This window comes from Methylotenera sp. 1P/1 (assembly GCF_000384355.1).
In the GTDB taxonomy this organism is placed as follows: Bacteria; Pseudomonadota; Gammaproteobacteria; order Burkholderiales; family Methylophilaceae; genus Methylophilus.
In genome coordinates, this window is record NZ_ARWC01000001.1 from 692,586 (window position 1) to 716,931 (window position 24,346).

The 24,346-nt window shown below is 46.2% G+C and carries 17 protein-coding genes and 1 tRNA gene; 4 read left to right on the forward strand and 14 right to left on the reverse strand.

Translation table 11 applies throughout. The features are described 5' to 3' along the window. Positions 1 to 5: 5 nt before the first annotated feature. From A3Q3_RS0103225 to A3Q3_RS0103235, 3 genes are read right to left on the reverse strand one after another with little or no spacing between them, the layout of a single operon-like run. The gene (locus A3Q3_RS0103225) at positions 6 to 2,120 is read right to left on the reverse strand and encodes a hypothetical protein (RefSeq protein ID WP_020182133.1); all 2,115 of its coding nucleotides are present in this window, start codon (positions 2,118 to 2,120) and stop codon (positions 6 to 8) included. After that, the gene (locus A3Q3_RS0103230) at positions 2,120 to 4,075 is read right to left on the reverse strand and encodes a hypothetical protein (protein WP_020182134.1); all 1,956 of its coding nucleotides are present in this window, start codon (positions 4,073 to 4,075) and stop codon (positions 2,120 to 2,122) included. The genes A3Q3_RS0103225 and A3Q3_RS0103230 overlap by 1 nt, the downstream gene beginning before the upstream one ends. A 10-nt stretch (positions 4,076 to 4,085) precedes the next feature. Further along, positions 4,086 to 4,718, reverse strand: coding sequence for a hypothetical protein (locus A3Q3_RS0103235; RefSeq protein WP_020182135.1), 633 nt, complete (start codon positions 4,716 to 4,718; stop codon positions 4,086 to 4,088). Between the two features lie 439 nt (positions 4,719 to 5,157). Between A3Q3_RS0103235 and A3Q3_RS0103245 the strand changes: the two genes are divergently transcribed. Beyond that, positions 5,158 to 5,508 (forward strand): DUF2924 domain-containing protein, encoded by a 351-nt coding sequence (locus A3Q3_RS0103245; RefSeq protein WP_020182137.1) that lies wholly within the window; start codon positions 5,158 to 5,160, stop codon positions 5,506 to 5,508. Further along, on the forward strand, positions 5,505 to 7,319 hold the full coding sequence (locus A3Q3_RS0103250) for a recombinase family protein (RefSeq protein ID WP_020182138.1): 1,815 nt from the start codon (positions 5,505 to 5,507) through the stop codon (positions 7,317 to 7,319). Before A3Q3_RS0103245 ends, A3Q3_RS0103250 begins: the two co-directional genes overlap by 4 nt. 239 nt (positions 7,320 to 7,558) lie before the next feature. Here A3Q3_RS0103250 and A3Q3_RS0103255 read toward each other — a convergent pair. Both A3Q3_RS0103255 and A3Q3_RS0103260 read right to left on the reverse strand, forming a co-directional pair. Then, positions 7,559 to 7,648: transfer RNA gene (locus A3Q3_RS0103255), tRNA-Ser, on the reverse strand. Positions 7,649 to 7,705: 57 nt separating this feature from the next. Next, entirely contained in the window at positions 7,706 to 8,962 is a 1,257-nt protein-coding gene (locus A3Q3_RS0103260) for an adenylate/guanylate cyclase domain-containing protein (protein WP_020182139.1), read from the reverse strand. Positions 8,963 to 9,271: 309 nt separating this feature from the next. Between A3Q3_RS0103260 and A3Q3_RS0103265 the strand changes: the two genes are divergently transcribed. Beyond that, the gene (locus tag A3Q3_RS0103265) at positions 9,272 to 10,792 is read left to right on the forward strand and encodes an aldehyde dehydrogenase family protein (protein WP_020182140.1); all 1,521 of its coding nucleotides are present in this window, start codon (positions 9,272 to 9,274) and stop codon (positions 10,790 to 10,792) included. 108 nt (positions 10,793 to 10,900) lie between these two features. Next, complete coding sequence (locus A3Q3_RS0103270) at positions 10,901 to 11,284, forward strand: DUF779 domain-containing protein (protein WP_026361732.1); 384 nt, start codon at positions 10,901 to 10,903, stop codon at positions 11,282 to 11,284. 11 nt (positions 11,285 to 11,295) lie between these two features. Here the strand turns inward: A3Q3_RS0103270 and cheZ are convergent, their stop codons facing one another. From cheZ to A3Q3_RS0103315, 9 genes are all read right to left on the reverse strand, one after another. Continuing rightward, positions 11,296 to 11,913: a protein phosphatase CheZ gene (gene cheZ, locus A3Q3_RS0103275; protein WP_232418442.1), complete on the reverse strand. Its 618-nt coding sequence runs from the start codon at positions 11,911 to 11,913 to the stop codon at positions 11,296 to 11,298. A gap of 47 nt (positions 11,914 to 11,960) precedes the next feature. Then, positions 11,961 to 12,359 (reverse strand): chemotaxis response regulator CheY, encoded by a 399-nt coding sequence (cheY, locus tag A3Q3_RS0103280; protein WP_020182143.1) that lies wholly within the window; start codon positions 12,357 to 12,359, stop codon positions 11,961 to 11,963. A gap of 180 nt (positions 12,360 to 12,539) precedes the next feature. Then, a complete protein-coding gene (locus A3Q3_RS0103285) occupies positions 12,540 to 13,610 on the reverse strand; it encodes a chemotaxis response regulator protein-glutamate methylesterase (protein ID WP_020182144.1) in 1,071 nt (356 codons plus the stop codon). A 69-nt stretch (positions 13,611 to 13,679) separates the two neighbouring features. Then, positions 13,680 to 14,288, reverse strand: a complete 609-nt coding sequence (gene cheD, locus A3Q3_RS0103290) for a chemoreceptor glutamine deamidase CheD (protein ID WP_020182145.1) — start codon at positions 14,286 to 14,288, stop codon at positions 13,680 to 13,682. Beyond that, positions 14,285 to 15,166 carry a CheR family methyltransferase gene (locus tag A3Q3_RS0103295; RefSeq protein ID WP_020182146.1) on the reverse strand — a complete coding sequence of 294 codons (882 nt, stop codon included), beginning with the start codon at positions 15,164 to 15,166 and terminating at the stop codon, positions 14,285 to 14,287. Before A3Q3_RS0103295 ends, cheD begins: the two co-directional genes overlap by 4 nt. A gap of 123 nt (positions 15,167 to 15,289) precedes the next feature. Further along, a complete protein-coding gene (gene fae, locus A3Q3_RS0103300) occupies positions 15,290 to 15,976 on the reverse strand; it encodes a formaldehyde-activating enzyme (protein WP_020182147.1) in 687 nt (228 codons plus the stop codon). 125 nt (positions 15,977 to 16,101) lie between these two features. After that, complete coding sequence (locus A3Q3_RS14605) at positions 16,102 to 18,642, reverse strand: methyl-accepting chemotaxis protein (protein WP_020182148.1); 2,541 nt, start codon at positions 18,640 to 18,642, stop codon at positions 16,102 to 16,104. A 38-nt stretch (positions 18,643 to 18,680) separates the two neighbouring features. Beyond that, complete coding sequence (locus A3Q3_RS0103310; protein WP_020182149.1) at positions 18,681 to 21,386, reverse strand: methyl-accepting chemotaxis protein; 2,706 nt, start codon at positions 21,384 to 21,386, stop codon at positions 18,681 to 18,683. Between the two features lie 116 nt (positions 21,387 to 21,502). Then, complete coding sequence (locus tag A3Q3_RS0103315) at positions 21,503 to 24,157, reverse strand: methyl-accepting chemotaxis protein (RefSeq protein ID WP_020182150.1); 2,655 nt, start codon at positions 24,155 to 24,157, stop codon at positions 21,503 to 21,505. Positions 24,158 to 24,346 lie beyond the last annotated feature (189 nt).

The window sequence follows — 24,346 nt, forward strand, 5'->3', positions numbered from 1 at the left end:
CATATTCAATTTTCATCCGAACCAGCTGAGGCATCGGCGATACCAGGAAGGGCGCTGGCCGCAGATGCTGCCTGTATTGCCAAGTCGGGCACCTTCTTTCGCTTTGGCTGCTTCTTCGGTGATTTTGCAGTAGTACCTGAAAGGTGCGCATTTTTACTGATGTCGCTTGGCAAGTACCGGCGACCCGGTACTTTGACAATAACGACGTGTCTCGGCTCACTTTCACCTAATCGCCGTATGGTGCGACATTCCATCAAAGACCGGATGTGTGGTGTACCTTCAAGTTTCGGCGCGGTTAGATCAAGGACAAGCAGGAACCCCAATCGAATACTCACATTCTGGTAGTCAGTAGTTTGTCCCGCGTAATGACTCGCCAGCGAATCAAATGACCCATCGTCGATTTCACGCTTGATTTCGATCACCATGCGTTCTCCCGTGGCCTTCAGGGCCACGTCGGCGCGGCCCCCGCCAAGGTTTGTGGGCTCCATTTCACCTGATGCTGATTGAGTGCTTATCCAGCGGAAATAATCGTCTTGAAGTGCGCTCTCTGGTGGCAGGGTGCCATCAGACTTCTCAAACAGATAGGCGACCGATGGATCATCCTTCTTTGTAATTTCCAGACGATTTTTAAGAAATCTGGTCGTCCACAGTAAAACGGTGCCGAACAATTTGGCACCTCGAACACTATCCCTGTAGTCCGGGTGATATTCCACCGAGGCCAAGCAATGGTCAAAGATATCGATCTCCGCCGTGCTCAATCCTTCGAGACTGGACGCATAGGCGTTCGAGACAACTTCGATTACGCGCCGCTCGGTTTCTTTACTGCAACGGGCTTGTGACAGTACGGCAGCGACCGGCGCCAAAACGGTGGCTGCCTCAGTGGGGTTTCGCTGAGCCTCTGCATCAGCGGCCATAAACCGATCAATGCCGCTCAGGATCGCATCGGCCTCGGGGACCTGCTCGTGCTCGCGGTTTTGTTTGAGCCAGCATTTCAAAAGATATGCTTGCCCTTCGCGCTGCGCGATCGAAGACACGATCCTGGGACGCAGCAAAGTCTCCAGATATCCATCTCGGCTGCGTTTCAAGATCGTTCGCCCCGCGCTGTAAGCAGCCAGCACCTGACATTCGATCACAACCCTAGGTTCCCACCAGCTAATCTGCTGCAAACTGTCGGCAAGCGACGCAAGCGTTCCTGCAAGATCGTTCCAGCATGCAGCCTGTATATGCCGTGCGCCCAACCATGTTGGCGAATTTTCGTCGGCATGCCAGGCAAGGAGTTCGAAGGCTGATTTCTGAATCGTCGCGCTGCGCGCTCTCAACTCAATGTTGGTCTTGTGGGCATCGAAGTCCGTCAATAATGTGAGACATTCCCCATACAGCGCTGCCTCCGGTGCCGCTTCCTTCAATGATTCAGCTTTCTTGAACCACTGCAGGGAATCCAGAAAGATGGCATTTGCCATCTCTCTCTTCGGTTCGTCGAGCGCAGCTGCGAGACCTGCCATCCCCAACTCAAAGCTAGCTTCATAGGCTGCGTCTTCGCACTCGGAGAAGATGCGTAGCTTTTCCACCAACTCCGTTTCGCGCCAATGCGAGTGGGCGATTCCCATAATCTTGGCGGCATGACGAAGAAAATGCGGTTCGTCGGAAATTTGAATGCCCAACAAGGCATCCAGCAGGCGAAGCTGCATCCGACGATCAGACGCAGCCAGCCGGAAAGCTCCCTCAAGTGCTACAGCTCGGGCATAGCCTGTGATCGCACCGGAAACATCAACCGCTTTCTGCAAGAAAGCCATGAATACGTCATTTGCAGTACCGTCCGGCAATTGGCAAGAATTCAGCGCGTCGACCATTTCGATCAACACAACATCACTTATGGCGGCTCGTACCAAACAATCGATCAGGTCTTTCCATGGATGTACATCCTTGACCAATGCGTCGCTCGCATCTCGGAGAACCGCAGACAAAATTTCGCCAGCAAAAGGGGATGCCCCCAGCGCTGGCGTAGCCTCAACAATTACTTCGAATCCGCCCAGATTGTCGACGCTCGGCAGTTCCCCTTGGCTCAACAACGTATGCAGCGTAACTTCCACCGGATGCAGTTGAGCCCCCAGTGCGGTCATTACCACAGGTAGCCTCCATTTGTGGCTTCTCTGCGATGGCTTTCAGGGACGTGATCGATCATCGCTTTCGAGGTTACGCCTGCAACGAAAATCTGGAGATGGGGAAGTTCGTCACGAATGTCTTTCAACCCCGAGAGCAATTCACGAAGATCTTCTGGCGCGATTTCCTGCGCAGCGGGCGAATCGATCATGATCAAGCCAGGGTGTCGTCCGACGCCCCTTCGTTCACCGACCTGAATCATGGCAAGAACTGTGGCGACCTTCAGCCTCAGGCGCTCACCTTTCGTCACTTTGCTGAACGATGTCTCGGCGCCACCCTTCGTCAGGATCAGATTCGCATTTCCACGTAGTTGAGCCTTCGACAAGCTGTGCATGCCAAAGCGCTGGGCGAAGTGAAGAAGACTGGCGGAGACTTCGCCCAGGAACTCGTCGCGGACGGCTTTGGACCGTGTTTCCGTCTCGCTGACAATGGCTTTGAGCACGGCAGCTTCGTCATCAGTAACATCATCGCTACCAGGATCAAAGCCTGCTTCTTCAAGGCGACCTTCAAGTACAGCGATCTCGTTGGCAAGTAGCTTTCGAGCATCGAATGATCCGAGCTGCAACCTCAATGCCTCGCTCTTGATTTGAATGCTTTCCAAATCCGCTTGCAAAGCTTGGAGGCTTTCATCGGCCAACCCACGATTCTTCTGTGCCTTGTCAAACGCCGCTTTTGAAGCTTTAACGCTCATCTCAAACTGCTGCTTCAGACCTTCCGCATCTTCACTGCTCGAAATACTCTCTCCGCATACCGAACATGAATGGCTGGAGGCCTCCTTTTTTTTTCTTGCCTGATCGATCTCATGTTCGCAACGGGGGCAGCAAATAGGGTCGAGTAAACGAAAGATAGAACCTGCGGCCGCCGAATCTAGGTGGGCCTGCAGTTCTCGGCGATCTTGAAGGTAAGCGGCATTCGCTTGCTGCTCTGCGAGCGTTTCTCGATCGAGTCGTTCTTGCATCGCCATTTCCCGACGCTTGGTTTCTGAGTACTTGCCGCTAAGTACCGAAAGTTCAGCCTGGATCGTCTCATCCGAGGGTTGCGCGCTTAATGTGTTTCGCTTTTCTGCGAGCGTCGCTTCAATCTCCTTGACGCGGGTTTGCTTTGCTCGCGCACCTTGATTGCGACGGCGAACCTCTAGTTCATTTCCAGATTCGACGAGTTTTAGCGCCGCCGCTGCCGTGGCCAGAGTTGATACCCATGGAACGCCCAGGTACATCTGCATCAAACGCGCTTGAGTTCCTGTCGTAGCTGGCAGATCGCCGAGCACCACGTCATAGTTAGTACCGATAAACATCGCCCCCGACAACGCCGGCCAACCATGAACGACGGCATGGCCTGTTCTTTCTTCGGAGTCGCTTTCACGCCATGTCGCAAGCCCTTCCATCGAGAACGCTCGCAGAAAGAAGTCCGACATGACCATCTCGAATTGCTTGTCACTATTGAAGGACGCTAGTACTGTGGGATTCCCCGTTGCCGATGAGCGTCTACTCAATGTGCCAATAGCTTCATTTTGACAATCGAGCTGCACTTCATGTTCAAGTTCATCGAGGTTGAATCGTAAGCAGGCGTTATGTATCCAGGTTCTCACGTCATCCTGTAGATTTGGAGATGGCTTGCCACGAATCAGCCAACGTACAACTTCGATAATAGATGACTTCCCACGCAAGTTGCGGTCAGTCATCATTCCCCAAAGTCCTTCATTAAGGTCTGGCCATTCGAAGGTATAAAGTCCATCATCTTCAACGCCTTGCTTTTCCCCTCCAAAAGAAATACTCAAAAGCTTCATTCTGCGTGGAGCCGGTAGTACCGGTGTTGGCACAATATGGCGCGCAGTCAACACTGACTCCACGCGGTTCGTATCGACCTTCGCTCGGCTTGCAATGGCCTCTAGCCATTCCATACTTTCTTTTGCCATACCTCCCCCTTCAAGCAGTTTGTTTGAGTTTATTTAGTCTTCGTTGTACATCCGTGCCAATAGGCGGAATGATTCCGCCGAGCTGGGTTTGAGCATACGTTGCCTGCTCATATTGCTTTTCCTTCAGAGCGCCACCACCGCGCGTGCCCGCAATGTCTGCAACTAATGCCGCCCGATGTTCGTACCACTCAAGAATTGGTTCTTGAATAACAGCATTAGTACATACATTTACCCCGCGAGTAGTCAGAATGAAATCGGTCTCGTGAACCTTCACCTTTCCTTTGATACCAGTAATGCGGACTAAATCACGAGATCGCAGTAAGGAAAGAGCATCGTCGAGTCGTTCATAGGCGCCAAATAGATAACGGATCATTGGAATACGTCGCAAGTCGGGCTCATCGCTTTTGAAGATTGCTTCCGCAGCTTGACGATAGTCCACATTGCCCGTTGCTTCGTAGCCATCCAACAATTCGCTAGCTAGGTAATCTGGATTGCGCATCCAGAAATCGAAGGCATGCAATCGCGCCTCGCCTTTAAAAATCTTAGCGACTGTTGGATCGTGTGGATCCGTCCATGGCACGCCACCTGCATTCAGAATGAAAAGTATCCGGATTGCGTCACGGTGAGGCGTTCGAACATTCATACATTCCCCTTTTTCTGAGCATCAGTTGAATCATCGCGAACAGGCAATGAAACAGATAATCAATTTGATCCACAACGATGACGGTGACCTGATTGACTTCCAAGTTCCGTATGAGATAGCTATTGCCAATCTCCGCCTCAGTTCCACTTTCTCAATTTCCAGCGATGATAGTAAAGATGGTTCTGTAGCATCTGTGTCAAAAATCGCCTTGATCGACCATTTGTTATCGTTCTGACCCACCAGCGACTTAAGCCCTTCCGAAGCATTTTACAAGTCATAGTTTGGTTTACACGTAAATTTAAACTATCGAAATATGACAAGTTATAGTGAATTTGAATTAAGTTTAACAGCTTTTGTTGACTGATAGCTGCAACAGAGCGTTACTGTTATCACAGTAACGAACACATGAAAAGGATTAAAGTTGTCTATAACAGCCTTTATGAACAGAGCAATATTATGCAATGAATGGCAGACCTTATATAACTGCCCTCCTCCAATACAAAGCAATACGGAATTCTTAAGGCAAGCTGTTGGCTGGCAGCTACAGGCAGAAACCCTAGGTGGGCTAGACGCGAGCTCTCGCAAAGCATTAAAAAGCGGCTCTTTGAATAAAACACTTTCTCCAGGGACTAAGCTAGTACGCCACTGGCAAAATGCCAGCTATCAGGTCACTGTCACTGACAATGGTTTTGAGCATAATGGCAAGAATTATCGAAGCTTATCTGCAATTGCTAAAGTCATTACCGGCACAAATTGGAATGGACATGTGTTCTTTGGTGTTAAATCATGAAGGCTGTCACCTCAAGGAATAAGCCGCCCTCCTCTCCAGTCCGTTTATGCGCCATATATACCCGTAAATCATCCGAAGAAGGCCTTGAGCAGAGTTTCAATTCATTAGACGCTCAACGAGAAGCATGTGAAGCCTATGTACTAAGCCAGAAAGACGAAGGCTGGGTTGTACTACCTCAAGCGTACGACGATGGCGGTTTCTCAGGCGGTAATATCGAACGTCCAGGACTTCAGCAACTTATGAAGGACATCGAAGCTAAAAAGGTACAGACGGTTGTTGTTTACAAAGTAGATCGACTAACGCGCTCATTAGCAGACTTTGCTAAACTGGTAGAGTTGTTTGATGCCTATGGCGTCTCGTTTGTATCCATCACACAGCAGTTTAATACCACAACCTCTATGGGTAGGTTAACGCTTAATGTATTGCTGTCATTTGCACAGTTTGAGCGGGAGGTAACTGGAGAACGCATCCGTGACAAGATTGCAGCCTCCAAAGCAAAAGGTATGTGGATGGGTGGGATGCCACCGATAGGCTACAAGGTACAAGATAAAGCATTACTAATTGATAATGATTCAGCTCAACAGGTACAGCAGATATACCAGTTATATCTTGAGCTTGGTACAGTGAACTTACTTAAAGCTGAACTGGAACAGCATAATTGGAAAACACCAGCTCGTGTATCTAAACGCAATGGACAATCTGGTGAACGTCCCTACTCACGTGGACATCTTTACCGAATACTGTCTAATCAGCTTTACATTGGTAAGGTCGTACACAAAGGCAATACTTACGAGGGACAGCATCCAGCGATAATAGACATTGAGCTGTGGCAGAAAGTACAAGCGCAGTTAAGGAGTAACTCCAATCATCATCAAACACGGGCATCAGCGAAGGCACCCGGATTACTCGCTGGGTTGTTATTTGATGAGAAAGGCGAACGATTTTCCTCGGTACAAAGCAATAAACTGCTTAATACAACTTCAGACAACAAAGATATCCATAACAAAGATAAGAAGCATCACCGTCGCTATCATTACTATGTATCTCAATTACTGATCAAAGAAGGCAAAGCAAAAGCACCAGACGCTTTGCGTATACCAGCTCAGGAGCTAGAGCAGGTAGTGATTACTAGGCTCCATAGCTTTCTAACTCAAAGAGCGGAGTTGTTTAATTTAATTGACAACCTTGGATGCAAAGACGCGCATATGGTTAATGCGATATTAACGTCTGCAGTCAATTTAGCTGAAGTGCTGAATACTCAGATCACAAATACTTCCACCACTGAACTTATCGGAACCATACAAAGTATCACTGAACGCATTACAGTTAAGACTGATGAACTTGAAATAACAATTAACCTAGTCCCAATCATTGAAGATGCAAGAACAAGCTTAAGAATCAATACCAGAGAGTGGCTGAGTAGTGAACGAAATGATTACCGACATAAGATCACACTACCAATACAGCTTAAAAGAAGTGGACTGAATATGAGGTTGATTGTAGAAGCAACTGACCACGATATTAAACGTAACCCAGATGTACGCATGGTTAAACTGCTATCAAGAGCCCATCATTACTTCAACCAATTGACCTCAGGGAAAGTCAGATCAGTAAAAGAAATTGGTGAACAAGAAAAGCTTTCGTCGTCACATGTTTCCCGAGTGATGTTGCTCGCTTTTTTAGCACCAAGTATTGTGAGGGATATCCTGGAGGGCAAACATCCTCCTCTGTTGACTTCAGATAAACTGATGCGAAGTCTGCCGTTACCGATTGACTGGAATGAACAAAGGCAAGTATTAGGTTTCCAGTAGGCCAAGCTAAGGTCAAACATCCAACCAAGTGCCTCAGGCGCTTTTTATTTGCCTGAATATCTATAAAAACCCACATCCGTGGCGGATTATTTCAATTTGAGAAAACTTAACGAATTACGACAAAGAATCTCAGAATCAAGGGAAAAGTGAAGTTTGAGAATTGTTATCTAGGCCTGAGCCCCGCATGCTGCGGGCTTTGTGGACAACAACGAAAAACATGCATGGAAAGCATGACTTCTTGGCGGAGAGGGAGGGATTCGAACCCTCGACAGAGTTGCCCCTGTGCCACCTTTCCAGGGTGGTGACTTAAACCGCTCATCCACCTCTCCGAACAGGATGCGGATTATATAGTATCTGTGTTTCCGCTCCAAATACTTGTAACGAGTTTAGCGTTTATTTTTAAGCAAATAGGTGTTAACCAGCCCTTTTCCCTTTACCTGTACATCGTAACGGGTTTCAAACGTATAGTCGTATTTCAATAAGGCATAGGTTGATTCTGATACTTGTATTTCATCCACCAATCCAGTTTGTTCCATGCGGCTGGCCATGTTCACCGCATCGCCCCAGATATCATAAGCAAATTTGCTGGTACCAATGACGCCAGCCACCACTGCACCGCTACTGATACCGATACGCATCCGTAAATGATGGCCTGTTTTATGGTTAAACTCTGCCAACGCACCACGCATTTCACAGGCCAAAGCAGCCACAGTATTGGCATGGTTTTCTAGGTAGACAGGTGCGCCACCCACCACCAAGTACCCATCACCAATGGTTTTAATTTTTTCTAACTGGTGCCCTTCTGCCAAATAATCAAACATCGAGAAGATACCGCTCAACAGGTTCACTAAATCAAACGGCGTCATGGTGGCGCTTAATTCGGTGAATCCGACAATATCAGCAAACAAAATAGTGACGGAAGGATGGCTATCAGCAATGCGTTGATCCTGATTTTTAAGACGTAGCGCAATAGAGGTTGGCAAAATATTAAGCAACAGCTTTTCCGAGCGTGCTTGCTCTAATGCCAATGCCTGCAAAGTGCGCTCTTTTTGTGATTGAAAATAACGCATGGCGGCATACAGAATACATGCCGTACCAATAATGTTCATCAAGAAGAAAGTATCTTTCACATTAGCAGGCATCGGCATCAAATTACCCACAAACAGATCGTTAAATATCCATGAGAACATTGCCAACAACACAAACAATATGAACCAAGGGGTAGATTTACGGGTCCCTAAAATCATTAAAGCGCCAATCGGAGAAAGAATACCCCAGATAGCGACACCACCTGCTGCTTGATACCCGCCAATGGTCCACTGCAGAAAGAAAGGCATCACCAGTAGCATGATGAGTTGCGTAAAAATAAAGTAGTGATAGCGTTGGGTGCGATAAAACACGAACAAGCTGACATAGGAAAAAATGAGATAGACGTAAGGTGTTACGGCCATTAAGGCGTAACCTTCACCCAAACCAGAGATAGTAAATATCCAAAAAATACTGACTGCGCTCTCTGCTAGCACAAGCATAGACAGAATGGTTTTACCGAGCAGCTCATCATCTTGCGTGATGATGTTTTGCTGCGCAGAGCGTTTAATCACGCCACGCAACTTGGGTAAAAATCGTTGTAAGAGCGCGATCATACTGGCGGAATGGGGATGCCTAATAGGGGATTATATAGATGTGATTGCCACTATAACCCAGGTGCAAAAATGTTGCTATACACCTGTATGGGTGTGCTAATTTATGTCTTATAAATATTTAATTGATTAATGCACAAAGTACTTGATTTACCAATTAGTAAGGTTTAATGTTGAAGGATAATTCGCTATCAAACTCCTTTATCTACAAGGGTTTTGAAGCAATTAGCAGGCGATTGAAATTTGCTTTCAATCATATGGGGTGCGTGGCAGTTTCGTTAGATAATTGATAAAAAAACTATAGGAGTTAGCATGAGTTTGGATATTTTAAAAGGCTTGGGTGTAACCATTCCTTACAAAAGCAAATACGATAATTTCATTGGGGGCAAATGGGTTGCACCTACTAAAGGTGAGTATTTTGATGTCATTTCACCGATTACCGGCAAAACTTACACCAAAGCTGCACGCTCAAGTGCAGAGGATGTTGAGTTAGCATTGGATGCTGCGCATGCAGCTGCCGAGAAATGGGGTAAGACTTCAACTACGGAACGTGCCAATATTCTATTGAAGATTGCAGACCGCATTGAAGCCAACTTAGCCCTCATTGCCACGGCCGATACGATTGATAACGGCAAACCGATTCGTGAAACCATGAATGCGGATATCCCACTGACGGTAGACCATTTCCGCTATTTTGCCGGTGCGATTCGCGCGCAGGAAGGCGGCATCAGTGAGATTGACCATGATACTGTGGCCTATCATTACCATGAGCCACTAGGTGTAGTGGGTCAGATTATCCCTTGGAACTTCCCAATTTTGATGGCTGCTTGGAAACTAGCGCCAGCATTGGCTGCCGGTAACTGTGTGGTATTAAAACCTGCCGAATTCACACCGATTTCCATTCTCATTATGATGGAAACCATTGCCGATTTACTGCCACCTGGCGTAATCAATATCGTGAATGGCTATGGCCGTGAAGTGGGCGCACCACTCGCCAACAGCAAACGCATTGCTAAAATTGGTTTCACTGGCTCCACCGCTACTGGCCGTGCTATTGCAACGGCAGCCGCCAATAACTTGATCCCAGCTACATTAGAATTAGGCGGTAAATCTCCTAATATCTTCTTTGCAGACATCATGGATGAAGATGATGCGTTCTTTGATAAAGCAATTGAAGGCTTAGTGTTGTTTGCATTTAACCAAGGTGAAGTCTGCACTTGCCCATCACGTGCCATTATTCAAGAATCTATCTACGACAAGTTTATCGCCCGTGTATTAGAGCGCGTAAAAGCCATTAAACAAGGCAACCCGCTTGATGCCAACACCATGCTAGGCGCACAAGCTTCGCAAGACCAGTTAAACAAAATCATGAATTATATTGATATTGGTAAACAAGAAGGTGCTGAAGTGTTGATTGGTGGCAACCGCAATGTGCTGAGTGGTGATTTTGCAGAAGGCTACTATGTGCAACCAACCTTGCTTAAAGGTCATAACAAAATGCGCGTATTCCAAGAAGAGATTTTTGGCCCAGTGCTTGCAGTCACGACATTTAAAGACGAAGCGGATGCATTGGCGATTGCGAATGACACTATCTTTGGCTTAGGTGCAGGTGTTTGGAGCCGTAATGGTACTACTGCTTACCGTATGGGCCGTGGCATTAAAGCAGGTCGTGTGTGGACAAACTGTTACCACGCCTACCCTGCCCATGCTGCATTTGGTGGTTATAAAGAATCTGGTATCGGCCGTGAAAACCACAAAATGATGCTAGACCATTACCAACAAACCAAAAACTTGCTGGTCAGCTACAACCCTAACAAATTAGGTTTCTTCTAATTGATAGATAATTATAGGTTTAGGTAACGATAGGTATTGTGCAATTAGGGGCGGGCTTACTCGCCCCTTTTTACTTTAAAATAGCTGATTGGTTTGGAGATATGAATGATGGCTGAACGTCTATCCGCAACCCTGCCCGCTGTCGCATTAATCGACAAACTGGTGGCAGAGCATGGTGAAATTATTTTTCTACAATCCGGCGGATGCTGTGAGGGTAGCGGCCCGTTATGCATGCCAAAAAATGAGTTTCACCCGAGCCCATCTGATGTGGTATTAGGTATATTGGGTACAGAACAGAAGGCGACCTTTTATATGGGGGATAGCCACTTTACGTTTGCAGAAAATATGCACACTATACTAGATGCACAACCCGGCTCCAGCGGCTCGTTTTCATTGGACTGTGGCAGTGGGTTTGCCTTTATTACGCAAGGCCGATTGTACTCTGATGAAGAACTAGCCAGCCTCCCACCTGTGGTGAGAGTTGGCTACTGATGAGTATTGGGTTAAAAACCTAGGCTATCTAGCAGATCATCCACTTGCTCTTGGCTCGCCACTACATCTACTGTATTGACGGGGTCAATTTGCGGACCATTCATCAATGAATCATCTTCTTTTTTGTGCACAGGCGGAGAGAAATCCACTAGCACTTGCACTAATTGTTTTTCCAGATCTTGCGCCAGCGAAGTGATTTTCTTAATCACTTGGCCAGTCAAATCTTGGAAATCTTGCGCCATCATAATGTCCATCAATAAGGCTTTGGTGGCTGCCGTGTTTTTCTCGGTTAACGCTAAAAACGCTAAAGTCTCTTGGGCTACACCGTTATACTCTGACTTTAATGACGGCTTATCCAAAATAGCCTGCCATTGCTGCGTCAATTTAGCAGCCTCTGTCGATAGCTCCGTTTGTAGCGGTGTGGCTTCATCGGTTGCATTCAATACACGCTCTGCAGCCTGTTCCGTCATGCGGGCAACGTAGTTTAGACGATCACGCGCATCCGGGATTTCCGATGCTACTTGCTCGAGCATCTTATCAAAACCTAAACCACTCAAGTTATCATGTAACGCACGGGTAACATGCCCGATGCGGTTGAGCATTTCATCATGAGGTGGAATATGTGGCATGATCTCTGGCTGCGGCGTGTTCTTATTGATTGTTTGTGCCTTCATGATTAAGCTCCAGCCTTCTCAAGCTTCTCAAATATTTTAGATAGCTTTTCATCCAGTGTTGCTGCGGTAAATGGTTTTACCACATAGCCGTTGGCACCTGCACCTGCGGCTGCAATAATGTTCTCTTTCTTGGCTTCTGCCGTCACCATCAATACCGGCAAATGCTTGAGCTCTGGGTCAGCGCGAATACTCTGCAACATGGTCAATCCATCCATGTTCGGCATATTCCAATCTGACACCACAAAATCAAAATCACCGCCTTTTAATTTACTCAAGCCAATGGCGCCATCTTCAGCTTCCTCTACATTGCTGTAGCCAAGTTCCTTGAGTAAATTGCGGACGATTCTACGCATGGTAGAAAAATCATCGACCACTAAAAATTTCATATTGGGATTTGCCATGTCTTACTCCGTCACCATTTATTCATTAAAATCGATTGCGTATGCTTGTTTAAGCTTGCACCTTACACACATATCAGCGCCTAACTATATTATCGGCAAATATCTGTAAAGCTTAAGTCTAAAGTAACTCTATAAAAGCCTATTTATTCAGTCATTTAATACCATGTTTGGCATTGCTCATTACACACGTAAAGCGCGTGTGCCGTGTTCGGTTAAATAATCTAATACTAATTTTGGCAGCGCATTTAAGTGTGCAACTTCATCCACGCCGCCATGCGCAACTGCCTCTCTCGGCATACCATACACCACACAGCTTTCTTCGTTCTGTGCATAGTTAAACGCGCCGGCTTCTTTCATTCTTGCCATACCTGCGGCGCCATCTTTACCCATCCCGGTCAAAATCACACCAATCGCATTTTTACCGGCGTAGCTTGCAGCAGAATCAAACAGCACATCTACAGATGGCTTGTGTCGATTCACCGGCTCGGCATCACTTAGTTTGGTGATGTAGTTTGCACCACTTCTGGCCAGCAATAAGTGCTTATCACCAGGTGCAATATAGGCATGGCCTGGTAACACGCGTTCACCATCTACCGCTTCTGTCACCGAAATTTTGCAAAGCGAATCTAAACGATTGGCAAAGGATTTGGTGAACCCAGCTGGCATGTGTTGTGTAATCAAAATGCCAGGACAGTCCGATGGCATTTGCAATAAAAACGATTTAATCGCTTCTGTACCACCTGTAGAAGCGCCAATAATGATGAGTTTTTCACTACTAATCAGCGGGTTTTTCAGCATACCTAGCGTTTCACCCTGCGCGGCTGGCTTGGCAGAACGCTGTAAGCAAGCTACCTTGGCTTTTGCTGCTGTGCGGATCTTATCGGCAATAATCTCGGAATACTCACGCATGCCTTCGCTAATTGCAGTTTTCGGCTTGGTCACAAAGTCTGTGGCACCCAGCTCTAATGCGCGCAGTGTAATTTCTGAGCCACGCTCTGTTAGCGTGGATACCATCAGTACTGGCATCGGTCTTAATCGCATCAATTTTTCTAAAAAATCTAGCCCGTCCATTTTCGGCATCTCGACATCCAATGTCAGTACATCTGGATTCAGTTGCTTAATCATCTCGCGCGCAATCAAGGGATCTGGCGCGGCACCGACCACTTCCAGATCTTTCTGTTGGTTAATCATTTCCGTTAACAAGCTACGGATGAGCGCAGAATCATCAATCACTAAGACTTTGGTTTTCATACAATACTCTCTAGTTATTTCATCTAGTTGCAAGCAACACGGTACTGGCTGCAATACACATGAAATGGGTTAGAACAAGTCCACTTCACCGCCCACATCATTGGTTTTGAGTTTGCTCGAGTAAGCTTCTTCACGTTTGACCAAGGTGTAGTTGTTCAATTGTTTCAGTTTTTTCACTAAGACTTTTCCGGTTTTCGGGAAAAAGTACACTTTTCTTGGGTAGATATCCAACAAGTCTTCACCTGTAACGCGGATACCTTCATCTCTTAAATACTGTTTCACAAACGCGGCGTTACGGTCGCCTACGTTATTGGTAGTAAAGCTTCTGAGCACATTGCCACCGCCAAAGATCTTGGCTTCCAGATTCTCTCTGCGCGCGCCATTACGTAGGAGCTGGTTAATCAGCACCTCCATCGCATAGGTACCATAACGCATGGACTCTGATACCGGACTGTCCCGATCTGCTTTCGCACTATCCGGCAACATAAAGTGATTCATCCCGCCAATGCCACTCACGGTATCGCGAATACAAGCAGATACGCATGACCCTAACACGGTAACAATCAACATACTTTTGTCAGTATAGTAATACTCACCTGGTGAAATCTTGGCCGCATCGATATCAAACGTGCGGTCGTAATACAAGGTAGTAGAAACCTCTTCGTGCATCACGGTCATACCATTGCCTCATGTTTTAACGCGGCAATACGGCTAGTGCTATTGGTATTTTTAAGTTGATACACTGTTTTGCCTAACAGTTGAAGCGCATTAGAGACGTATAAAAAGTTCTCTGAGTGGCCAGCAAACAATAAGGTTTGTGGTTTCATGAGCGGCACAAAGCGGCTCAAAATTTTGGTTTGTGTAGGCTTATCAAAATAGATCATGACATTCCTACAAAAAATAGCGTCGAATGGCTCTTTGATTGGCCATTGTTCATCCAGCAGGTTCAGCTGGCTAAACGTAATTAAACTTCTTAATTCATTGCGCACACGCACACTGCCTTCGTTTTGCCCTGTGCCTTTTTGAAAAAATTCTCTGCGTCTTTTCTCAGAAAGTTTGCTCACGCGCTCATAGGGATACACGCCTTTAGAGGCTGTGGCCAGCACGTTGGTATCAATATCTGTCGCATAAATTTCTACAGGTGGTTTGAGTGTGCCAAACGCTTCGCATGCTGTCATGGCAATGGTATACGGCTCCTCACCTGTGGACGCTGCTGAGCACCAAATACGGATGGGCTTTTGCAGTTTAACTAAGTGATCAGCCAAAATTGGGAAATGATGTTCTTCTCTAAAAAAAGAAGTCAGATTGGTAGTCAACGCATTGGTAAATGCTTCCCACTCATCTGCATTTTGTTGCTGTTCTAACTCATCTAAGTATTGCTTAAAAGAATCGTGGCCCACGGCACGCAGTCTGCGGCCAATACGGCTATACACCATGTCTGTTTTTGCATCTGAGAGTGAAATGCCAGCGTGCTGGTAAATGAGTTTACGCACTCTGGAAAAGTCTTGCGCAGTAAATTCAAACTCCCGTTCATCTTGGTATTTTTCTTTTAACATTGCATACTTTCATATCAAAACTATCTGTTCAACATCACCCCAGATGTTGAATGCCAATCCATCACAGTGCGCAATCAAAGGCTAAAAAGCCTAAGATTGCTTACTGATTTGATGTCACCATCATTAGTCGTGCGCTACAAGACCTTTACGTTGTTTCATTTGATCTAAGGCTTTGTCAGCTGCATCTACTACTGTTGGTTTTGGTGTTAATGGATTACGTGATTTCATTTGCTCAATCGCTAATGCATAAGCATGATCTTCTACGCGGCGATTTTTAGTAGCTGCAAATGGATGCAATGCTTCTTTGTAATGTTTCAACACTTCAGCAGCTTTTGGCTCACGTGCAATTGCACTCTTGATTGCCATTTTTGTTGCGCGGTAGTTCCAATCTTGAATACGGTCATCCATATCCGCTTTATGATCGATAAACACACCTACGCAGATATATACGTCATCCGCTTCTTCAATTGGAATAGTGCCATCTTCAACACACTCCATTACTGCCATGGCTACACCGCGTTGTGCTGGGCCAAACATTTGCACAGCTTGACGACCATCTTTAATCGTCACTTTGTTAAACATCACAGTGTTTGGTTTTACCATCATGTTTGGCGCTGCAATCGCCAATAAACCGTTTACTCCTTGTTTTTGATCGGTGAGCGTACGACAAAATGCGTCTTCTGCAGCGCTACCGCGTGGGCCCATGACTAAGTCAATGTGCGCCACATTTTTTAAATCTAGGCCTGAACCATCTGGACGTTCTTCGATGACTAAACCTTCACCAATTAATACACGATCAATTACAGCCATTTTATTTCTCCTAATATCAACATTCAAAAATTCGCAACCCATACCCCTGTCGCACTTGTTTTACTTCTACTACAGTTACTATTTACTACTACTTCTAGGCTAAACAAATTCTAGAAAAAGACTGCTTAACCATTGCTAACCTTCAAATACTCGGTTTCATAACGTTGTTGCTGACCACTTTCAAGACTAAATACACTCACTGTTTGTGTTAGCTCATCTGCTTGCTCCATCAATGACTCTGCAGCAGCAGCGGCTTCTTCAACCAGGGCAGTATTTTGTTGTGTCACATCATCCATCTTCATGATGGCATCATTGACTTGGGCAATGCCCACGCTTTGTTCACCAGAAGCGGCAGCGATCTCAGCAATGATGTCAGACACGCGGCGCACCGATGCCACAATTTCCTGCATGGTTTCCCCTGCCATTTCCACTTGTTTGGTACCCTCTGTTGTCTTGTTCACAGAGTCTGTAATCAGCTCTTTAATCTCTTTTGCTGCAGTAGAGGAACGTTGTGCCAAGTTACGCACTTCAGCAGCTACCACAGCAAAACCACGGCCTTGCTCACCGGCACGTGCTGCTTCAACAGCAGCGTTTAACGCCAAGATATTGGTTTGGAAAGCAATGCCGTCAATCACACTGATAATGTCTTCAATTTTGCGTGCGCTCTCGTTAATCGCGCTCATGGTATCCACCACTTGGCCTACAGCCTCACCACCTTTGACTGCAACACTAGAGGATGCCAATGCCAGTTGATTGGCTTGTTTGGCGTTCTCTGCATTGAGTTTTACCGTGCCGGCTAACTGATCCATGCTGGATGCAGTTTTTTCCAAGCTGCTGGCTTGCTCTTCAGTACGGCGGCTTAAATCAGAGTTGCCTTGTGCAATCTCTTTTGCTGCCGTGTTAATCGCATCTGCAGCAGATTTCACTGTGATGATCGGGCCCACAATCATTTCCAGCGTTTCATTCACGCCTTCTACAATTTTGCGGAAATCGCCTTGGTGACGCGTCACATCAGCACGTACGCTAATGCGACCTTCTTTTGCGGCATCTGCCAGCATTTGTGCATCGGCATTCAGTGCTTTCAAATTCACACGCACTTGCTCAATCGCCTCGTTCACAAATGATTTTTTACTTGGGAATTTTTCCAATGGTGCATCAAAATTACCCTCACCAAATTGTTTCACGCAAGCCAATGCTTTTTCTGTCAAATCGATCTGACCAGCGACAATCGTGTTCACTGCACCGGCAATTTCAGAGAAACCACCTTTAAACATATGTGCATGCAATGACATATCGATATTGCCTTTGGCATGCTCTTCAGTTACCCACTTCACAGACTCTAAGATGCCTTTGAGCTTGCCTTGCAGGCGATCTAGGTTTTTATTGATCTCGGCTTTTTTGCCAGGATATTGCTGAATTTCTACAGCAAAGTTACCGTCACCAAGCATTTTCATCACTTGGATCATTTCATCTTTTTCTTGCACGTGTGCATGCACCATGCTGTTCACGCTATTCACCATTTCGGCATAGGCACCAGCATATTTCACTGCATCAATATAGACATCCACATCGCCCGCATCATGCTGTTGAGACATCTCTTGCATATCGGCAATAAAGGTTTTGATGTTGGTACGTAATAGTTCTACACCTTCATTAATAAAGGCGCGTTTGCCCGGGAATTTCTCAAGCGGCGCATCAAAATTACCTTTTGAGAACTCAGCAATACATGCAGTCACTTTACGCATCACTTCGGCCTGATTAGCCGCCATGTTGTTCACGTTTTCTGCCATGGTTCTATAGCTGCCTTGGAATTTAGCGGTATTGATGACTTCATCGATATTGCCTGCCTTGTTTTCTGCAGACATATGGCTTTGTGCTTCAATCACGCTCTTCAAGGTGAGTTGCATTTGCTGCATAGACGCCATCAAACTCGCGTTATCGCCAGCTTTTACAGTGATTGGGCTATTCAAATCCCCTTGTGCAATATGGTTAGCAATGTTCACTACATCTGTCGGTTCGCCACCTAACTGTTGCAATAAGTTGCGGGTGATGTAGTAACCCAAACCCAGTATTGCCAATACCACTAACACAGCAATCGTTAACGTAAATGTTGCAGAAGCACTCTTTACCGCAGCCGCTTCTACAGCGCTCGCTTTTGCCAACTCGACGTTGTACGCAATATGGTTTGAAATATGTTCATTGGCTTTTTCTGCCGGCGCACGAATCGCAATGTACAACTCACGTGCCACGTCTTTTTTATTCAAATTAGATGCATTTAGGATAGGCTTCATACGCTCAAAGTAGAGCTCGATACTGGCACGATCTTCTGCAAGTAGAGCCTTATCTTTTTCGTCCACAACCAACGCTTCATAGCCTTTAAGTTTTTCGGTTAACTCCGTTTCCAGCGCACTGATTGCATTTTCTACTTCGTGCATCTTTTCTGGTTGCGTCAGCATGGTGTGATTAGACACACGCACACGTAACACATTGAATTTATATCGAATATCTGCCATTTTCAAAATGCTTGGTAAGCTATTTTGATTCACAGAATTCGTCTTATCAAATACCGCATGCAGTTGATATTGACCTACCGTAGCCAAGCCAATCAACCCCAACATACTGATCAGCACCAGCAACATCATTTTTTTCGCAACAGTTAGCTTCATATCTATTCCTTAATTAAACTCTTTTGATTTTGCTTAAATTAAAACTCTGCCCAATCATCATCCGTACCCGTTTTCGCGTAGCTCTGTGCTGCAACTGGTTTGGCTTGTACCTGATCCGATTTATGTGTTTGAGCCGGTTTGCGCACTTGGGTCGGTTTGCTATAGGCCACACTGGCTACTTTTGCTGATGATTGATGATATGAAGCAGAGCTGCCTTCAATACTAAATACGCTCACGGTATTCATTAGCTCGTCTGCTTGCTCCATCAAGGATTCAGCTGCCGCTGCTGCTTGTTCAACCAATGCAGTGTTTTGCTGTGTAGTGTCATCCATACGAATAATGGCGTCATTGACTTGTGAAATACCCACGCTTTGCTCTTGTGAAGCCGCTGATATCTCTGCAATGATGTCTGCCACATGTTTTACCGAAGTCACAATCTCTTGCATGGTGGCACCGGCGTTTTCTACTTGCTTAGTACCTTCTGTGGTTTTGCTGACAGAATCGGTGATCAGCTCTTTAATTTCTTTGGCTGCACTGGCAGAACGTTGTGCTAGGCTACGTACCTCGCCAGCTACTACGGCAAAACCACGGCCCTGTTCACCAGCACGTGCCGCTTCTACCGCAGCGTTTAGCGCCAAGATATTGGTTTGGAAAGCAATACCGTCAATCACGCTGATAATGTCTTCAATTTTGCGTGCGCTCTCATTAATCGCGCTCATGGTATACACCACTTCACCCACGGCTTGACCGCCCTTCACTGCCACATCGGAGGCAGTAATGGCTAATTGATTGGCTTGTTTTGCGTTGTCGGCATTCTGTTTCACAGTGCTGGACAACTCATCCATGCTGGACGCTGTTTTTTCTAGATTGGCGGCTTGCTCTTCGGTACGGCGACTTAAATCGGAGTTACCTTGCGCGATTTCTTTAGCAGCCGTATTGATGGTTTCTGCAGCCACTTTTACGGTGGTGATTGGGGTCACAATCATGTCTAGGGTTTCATTCATACCCTCTACAATTTTGCGATAATCACCAAGATGGCGTGAGGCATCAGCACGCACAGACACACGACCATCCCGAGCAGCATCAGCCAACAGCTGCGCATCTTCGTTCAGATTTTTTAGGTTGCTACGCACTTGCTCAATGGTTTCGTTAATAAATGCTTTTTTGCCAGGGAACTGCTCTAATGGCGCACTAAAATTACCCTCACCAAAGGCTTTGACTACCTGCATCGATTTTTGATTCATATCCAGCAAGCCAGCCATCATTTTGTTGACGGACTTAGCGAGCGTACTGAAATCACCTTTAAACATGTCGTCACGTAAGGTCATGTCTATGCTGCCTTTTTCGTGCTCGCCACTCACCCAATTCACAGACTCAATCAGGCCTTTAAGATTGCCACCAATTTTCTTGATGTTCTTGTTAATGTAGGCTTTTTCACCTGGGAATTCTTTAATATTGGCTGAGAAATCGCCGTTGCCAAACTGGCTGACACACTCCATGACCGCTTTATTCTCGTCGATATACTCATTCACCATGCTATTGACGCCAATCGCCAACAAGCGATAGTCACCGGCAAACTTGTCTGTATCTATCACAAAGTTGGTGTTACCTTTGCTGTGCTCTTCGGCCATCAAACGCATATCAGAAATAAGTGCGTGGATATTGCCACGTAGCCCTTCTACACCCTCATTGACCAAGGCCAATTTGCCTGGGAATTTCTCTAACGGCACGTCAAAGTCGCCTTTAGCAAAGCTATTGACGCAGCTTGTCGTTTTGGTCATGACCGCTACGTGATTGGCCACCATACGATTGATGCCAATGGCCATATCGCGGTACGCACCTTTAAATTTGCTTACATCGATATTCGCGTCCACATTGCCTTGCTGATGTTCGGCATCCATGCGTGCCATTTCACGGTCAATCTGGATAAGCGTTTCTGAGGCAAGCGCCAGTGCGCCAATGACATTGGCACCTTGATTGGAATGTGATGTATTGGCACTAAAATCACCTTCGGCAATATGTTGTGCCGCTGCCAATGCTTCTGAAGCCTCACCGCCAAGCTGACGAATGACATGCGTCACTACAGCAAATAAACCGGCTAATGCAATGCTCAACGCAATGAATGCCAATACTAAGGATTGTGTGCGTGCAGATTGCACTTGTGCAGGCACTTCAGTTTCAATCACTTTGTAAGCCTTGTCATTCAATACGACTAATTCATCAATCACCGCACGGTGTTGTTGATAGGCATTTTTAAGGTTATTCAGCGCAGCATCAATGCGTTTGGCATCGCCAGAACGCACGGCTGGAATCAATTGATTATCACGCACACGAATGAATGTCTCACCTGTGGGGATAAGTGATTCCGTCAGGATTTTTTTCAGCTGTGGTTGTGTCTCTACCCAGAACGCAGCGCGTTTGGTAAAGGCCTCTGACAATTGCTCGCTTTTATCAATTAAAGGCTGTAAAGGCGCATTTTTAATGGCTGCCATCTCAAGCGCAACCTGCCAAGACTCAAGCAAGTAAGCGGGTGGCGGCAGAATATCTGCGGCCAAATTCTTATGTGCCTGAATGTTTTGATAGACCTCACCATTGACCAATACTTTATCAAAAGCACGGTCTGCCATGACGCCAGCAAACGCAAACCCTAATACCATGACGCCAATCAATAACAACAGTTGCGTCTTTAATTTCAAACTGCGTAATTGACTCATCACAATATTTTCCTTTTTCATTGTTGCCATGTTGAATCCTTAATTTCTTCAACCACTATTCAAATGTATTATGGGTGGACGCAAGCTGTTTTATATTGGCGATTAAGTAGGCTTAAACCGCTCAATTCTTGCGTCACACGCTAAAGTTAAAATTCTTCCCAATCACCATCATCTGTGCCTGTCTTCATCGATACTTTGGTAGGCGCAGGTTGACTAAGTGGTTTTGATTGGACAGCTGGTTTTGATTGCATAACCGGTTTAGAGGCGCTGCGCATTGGACTGTGTGTTGCACGACGATCCGTACCTACAGTATCCAACTTGAATACGCTCACCACTTCCGACAGCTGATTTGCTTGTTCCAGCAATGATTCCGCTGCAGCTGCAGCCTCTTCGACTAATGCCGCATTTTGCTGCGTCACTTCATCCATGCTGGTCACAGCTTGATTCACCTGGTCAATGCCTGTAGTTTGTTCTGCAGAAGCCGCCGCAATTTCACTGATAATGTCGGCAACACGCTGTACAGAAACCACGACTTCTTCCATCGTAGTCCCCGCGTTTTCAACCAACTTGGTGCCTTCGGCTGTTTTATTGACAGAATCGGTAATCAGTTCTTTGATCTCTTTGGCCGCACTGGCTGAACGTTGTGCCAAGTTACGCACCTCACCCGCCACCACTGCAAAGCCACGGCCTTGCTCACCAGCACGCGCCGCTTCTACCGCAGCGTTTAATGCCAAGATATTGGTTTGGAAGGCAATGCCGTCAATCACGCTGATAATGTCTTCAATTTTATGGGCGCTCTCGTTAATGCCTGTCATGGTATTCACCACTTCGGCCACCACTTGACCACCTTTGACAGCCACACCAGAGGCGGTAATCGCCAGCTGATTTGCTTGTTTTGCGTTGTCCGCATTTTGTTTAACGGTGCCAGCCAACTCTTCCATGCTGGCTGCTGTTTCTTCTAAGCTAGAGGCTTGTTGCTCTGTGCGCGCAGACAAATCGCTATTGCCGGTAGATATTTCGCCAGCGGCAGTGGCAATTGTTTCTACGGCCGCTTTAACGGCGGTAATGGGCGCCACAATCATATCCAGCGTTTGATTTACGCCTTCTACAATTTGACGGAAGTTACCTTGGTGTTGCGTGGTGTCTGCGCGTTGGGTCACACGGCCTTCGGTAGCCGCTTCCGCCAGCATATTCGCATCGGTGACCAAGCGATTGATCGCATCGATACAAGTGTTTAAGTTAGTCTTAATGACATTAAAGTCGCCACTGTAATCATCGGTAATCTTCGCTGGGATATTGCCTTTAGAGATGTTCTCTACATACTCTGCAGCCATGTTCAGCGGGTTAATCACAGAGTCCAATGTAGCATTGACACCTTCCACAATCTTACGGAAATCTCCCTGATGTTGATTTGCGTCTGCACGCGTCGCCAGCTTGCCTTCTACTGCGGCTTGCGCCAAGCGTGAAGCATCGGCAACCAAAGCATTGACTGCATCAATACAGGTATTGAGGTTATGTTTAATGGTATTAAAGTCACCACTGTAATCGTCTGTAATTTTCGCGGGGATATTGCCCTTAGAAATGCTATCCACATAGCTAGCAGCAACGTTAAGCGGGTTAATCACAGCGTCTAATGTGTCGTTAACACCTTGTACAATCTTGTAGAAATCACCTTGGTGTTTACTTGCATCGGCACGGGTAGATAAGCGCCCCTCTACGGCTGCATGCGCCAACATATCGGCATCCGCTACAAGCGCTTGGATATTGGCACGTACCTGCTCAATGGCTTCATTCACAAACGCTTTTTTACCTGGGAACTGTTCCAGCTCAGCGGTCAGATTACCTTCACCAAATGCTTTCACTACTTGAATGGCTTTTTGGTTCATCTCAATATGGCCCGCCACCATTTTATTGATGCCTTTGGCCATCTCTGAATAGCCGCCTTTAAAGCGTGTAGCATCTACGGTGCAGTCAATATCGCCCGCATCATGTTGCTGGCTGACATACTGCAAAGATTGCACCAAGCCGTCTAAGGTTTTTTGTAAGCTGCGGATAGAGTAAGCAACACTGGCTTTGTCATGCTCAGCCAACTCAATTTTTTGCGTTAAATGGCCTTCTACAAAGTTTTTGGCAATCACAGACAGCGCAGCTGGCTCCATGCCAAGTTGCTGCATTAAATTACGTTTGATGTAGAGACCAATGCACACCACTGCTGCCAAGATGGATCCGGCAATCACGAGCAACAGCAATACCGCGCCAGCCTTCATTTCTGCGGCTTGTTTGGCGCTAGCTTGGCCTAACTCAAAGTTGAACTCACGGTGCTCTTTGATTGCATTTTGAACTTGCTCCACCTTGATGGATGACGCCAACAAACTATCACGCGCGTTATTTTTCTTATTCGCCAAAGACAGTGTGAGTACTTCACCGCCCATTTGGTCGTACTCGGCCAACATGGCAAAATCTTTATCGAGATAAGCTTTATCTTTCTCGTTACTTACATTGTTTTTTTCGTAACCTTTAAGCGTAGATGTCAGCAAGTTATGTGTTTCAGCTACTTGCGTTTCAATCACTTGCATTTTGGCGCTATCGGTATTCAGCATATGCTGCCAAATCAAGCTGTTTAAGCGCTCAAATTGTGCGAGTGCACGATCCAACACTTCTACGCTCGGGGCTGAATTTTGATTTGCATAATTGGTGGTTTCGTAAATGCGGTTCATTTGAATATAGCTGACACCCGCCAGAGAAAACAACCCGACCGCTGCTAACAAAATTAGCGCATACATTCTATTGGCAACACTCATTTTTTTCTCCAAACGATATTCATTTCTATATTTCCCAGTTGATTAGGTGTGTTATTAGTTGTCTTACTTTACTCATTTAACGACACCATTTTGTACTTTCTGAAGGCCATTTCATTACTAGAAAAGCATCGTAAATACCCCTCTTTTCCAAATCACATGTCACCCAATGCCTGTAAACCGTTTCCCCAT

Excerpts from the sequence above, each read along its gene's own strand:
- A3Q3_RS0103225 (WP_020182133.1), bottom strand. The coding sequence starts at position 2,120 with ATGACCGCACTGGGGGCTCAACTGCATCCGGTGGAAGTTACGCTGCAT.
- A3Q3_RS0103230 (WP_020182134.1), bottom strand. The coding sequence starts at position 4,075 with ATGGCAAAAGAAAGTATGGAATGGCTAGAGGCCATTGCAAGCCGAGCG.
- A3Q3_RS0103235 (WP_020182135.1), bottom strand. The coding sequence starts at position 4,718 with ATGAATGTTCGAACGCCTCACCGTGACGCAATCCGGATACTTTTCATT.
- A3Q3_RS0103245 (WP_020182137.1), top strand. The coding sequence starts at position 5,158 with ATGAACAGAGCAATATTATGCAATGAATGGCAGACCTTATATAACTGC.
- A3Q3_RS0103250 (WP_020182138.1), top strand. The coding sequence starts at position 5,505 with ATGAAGGCTGTCACCTCAAGGAATAAGCCGCCCTCCTCTCCAGTCCGT.
- A3Q3_RS0103260 (WP_020182139.1), bottom strand. The coding sequence starts at position 8,962 with ATGATCGCGCTCTTACAACGATTTTTACCCAAGTTGCGTGGCGTGATT.
- A3Q3_RS0103265 (WP_020182140.1), top strand. The coding sequence starts at position 9,272 with ATGAGTTTGGATATTTTAAAAGGCTTGGGTGTAACCATTCCTTACAAA.
- A3Q3_RS0103270 (WP_026361732.1), top strand. The coding sequence starts at position 10,901 with ATGGCTGAACGTCTATCCGCAACCCTGCCCGCTGTCGCATTAATCGAC.
- cheZ (WP_232418442.1), bottom strand. The coding sequence starts at position 11,913 with ATGCCACATATTCCACCTCATGATGAAATGCTCAACCGCATCGGGCAT.
- cheY (WP_020182143.1), bottom strand. The coding sequence starts at position 12,359 with ATGGCAAATCCCAATATGAAATTTTTAGTGGTCGATGATTTTTCTACC.
- A3Q3_RS0103285 (WP_020182144.1), bottom strand. The coding sequence starts at position 13,610 with ATGAAAACCAAAGTCTTAGTGATTGATGATTCTGCGCTCATCCGTAGC.
- cheD (WP_020182145.1), bottom strand. The coding sequence starts at position 14,288 with ATGACCGTGATGCACGAAGAGGTTTCTACTACCTTGTATTACGACCGC.
- A3Q3_RS0103295 (WP_020182146.1), bottom strand. The coding sequence starts at position 15,166 with ATGTTAAAAGAAAAATACCAAGATGAACGGGAGTTTGAATTTACTGCG.
- fae (WP_020182147.1), bottom strand. The coding sequence starts at position 15,976 with ATGGCTGTAATTGATCGTGTATTAATTGGTGAAGGTTTAGTCATCGAA.
- A3Q3_RS14605 (WP_020182148.1), bottom strand. The coding sequence starts at position 18,642 with ATGAAGCTAACTGTTGCGAAAAAAATGATGTTGCTGGTGCTGATCAGT.
- A3Q3_RS0103310 (WP_020182149.1), bottom strand. The coding sequence starts at position 21,386 with ATGGCAACAATGAAAAAGGAAAATATTGTGATGAGTCAATTACGCAGT.
- A3Q3_RS0103315 (WP_020182150.1), bottom strand. The coding sequence starts at position 24,157 with ATGAGTGTTGCCAATAGAATGTATGCGCTAATTTTGTTAGCAGCGGTC.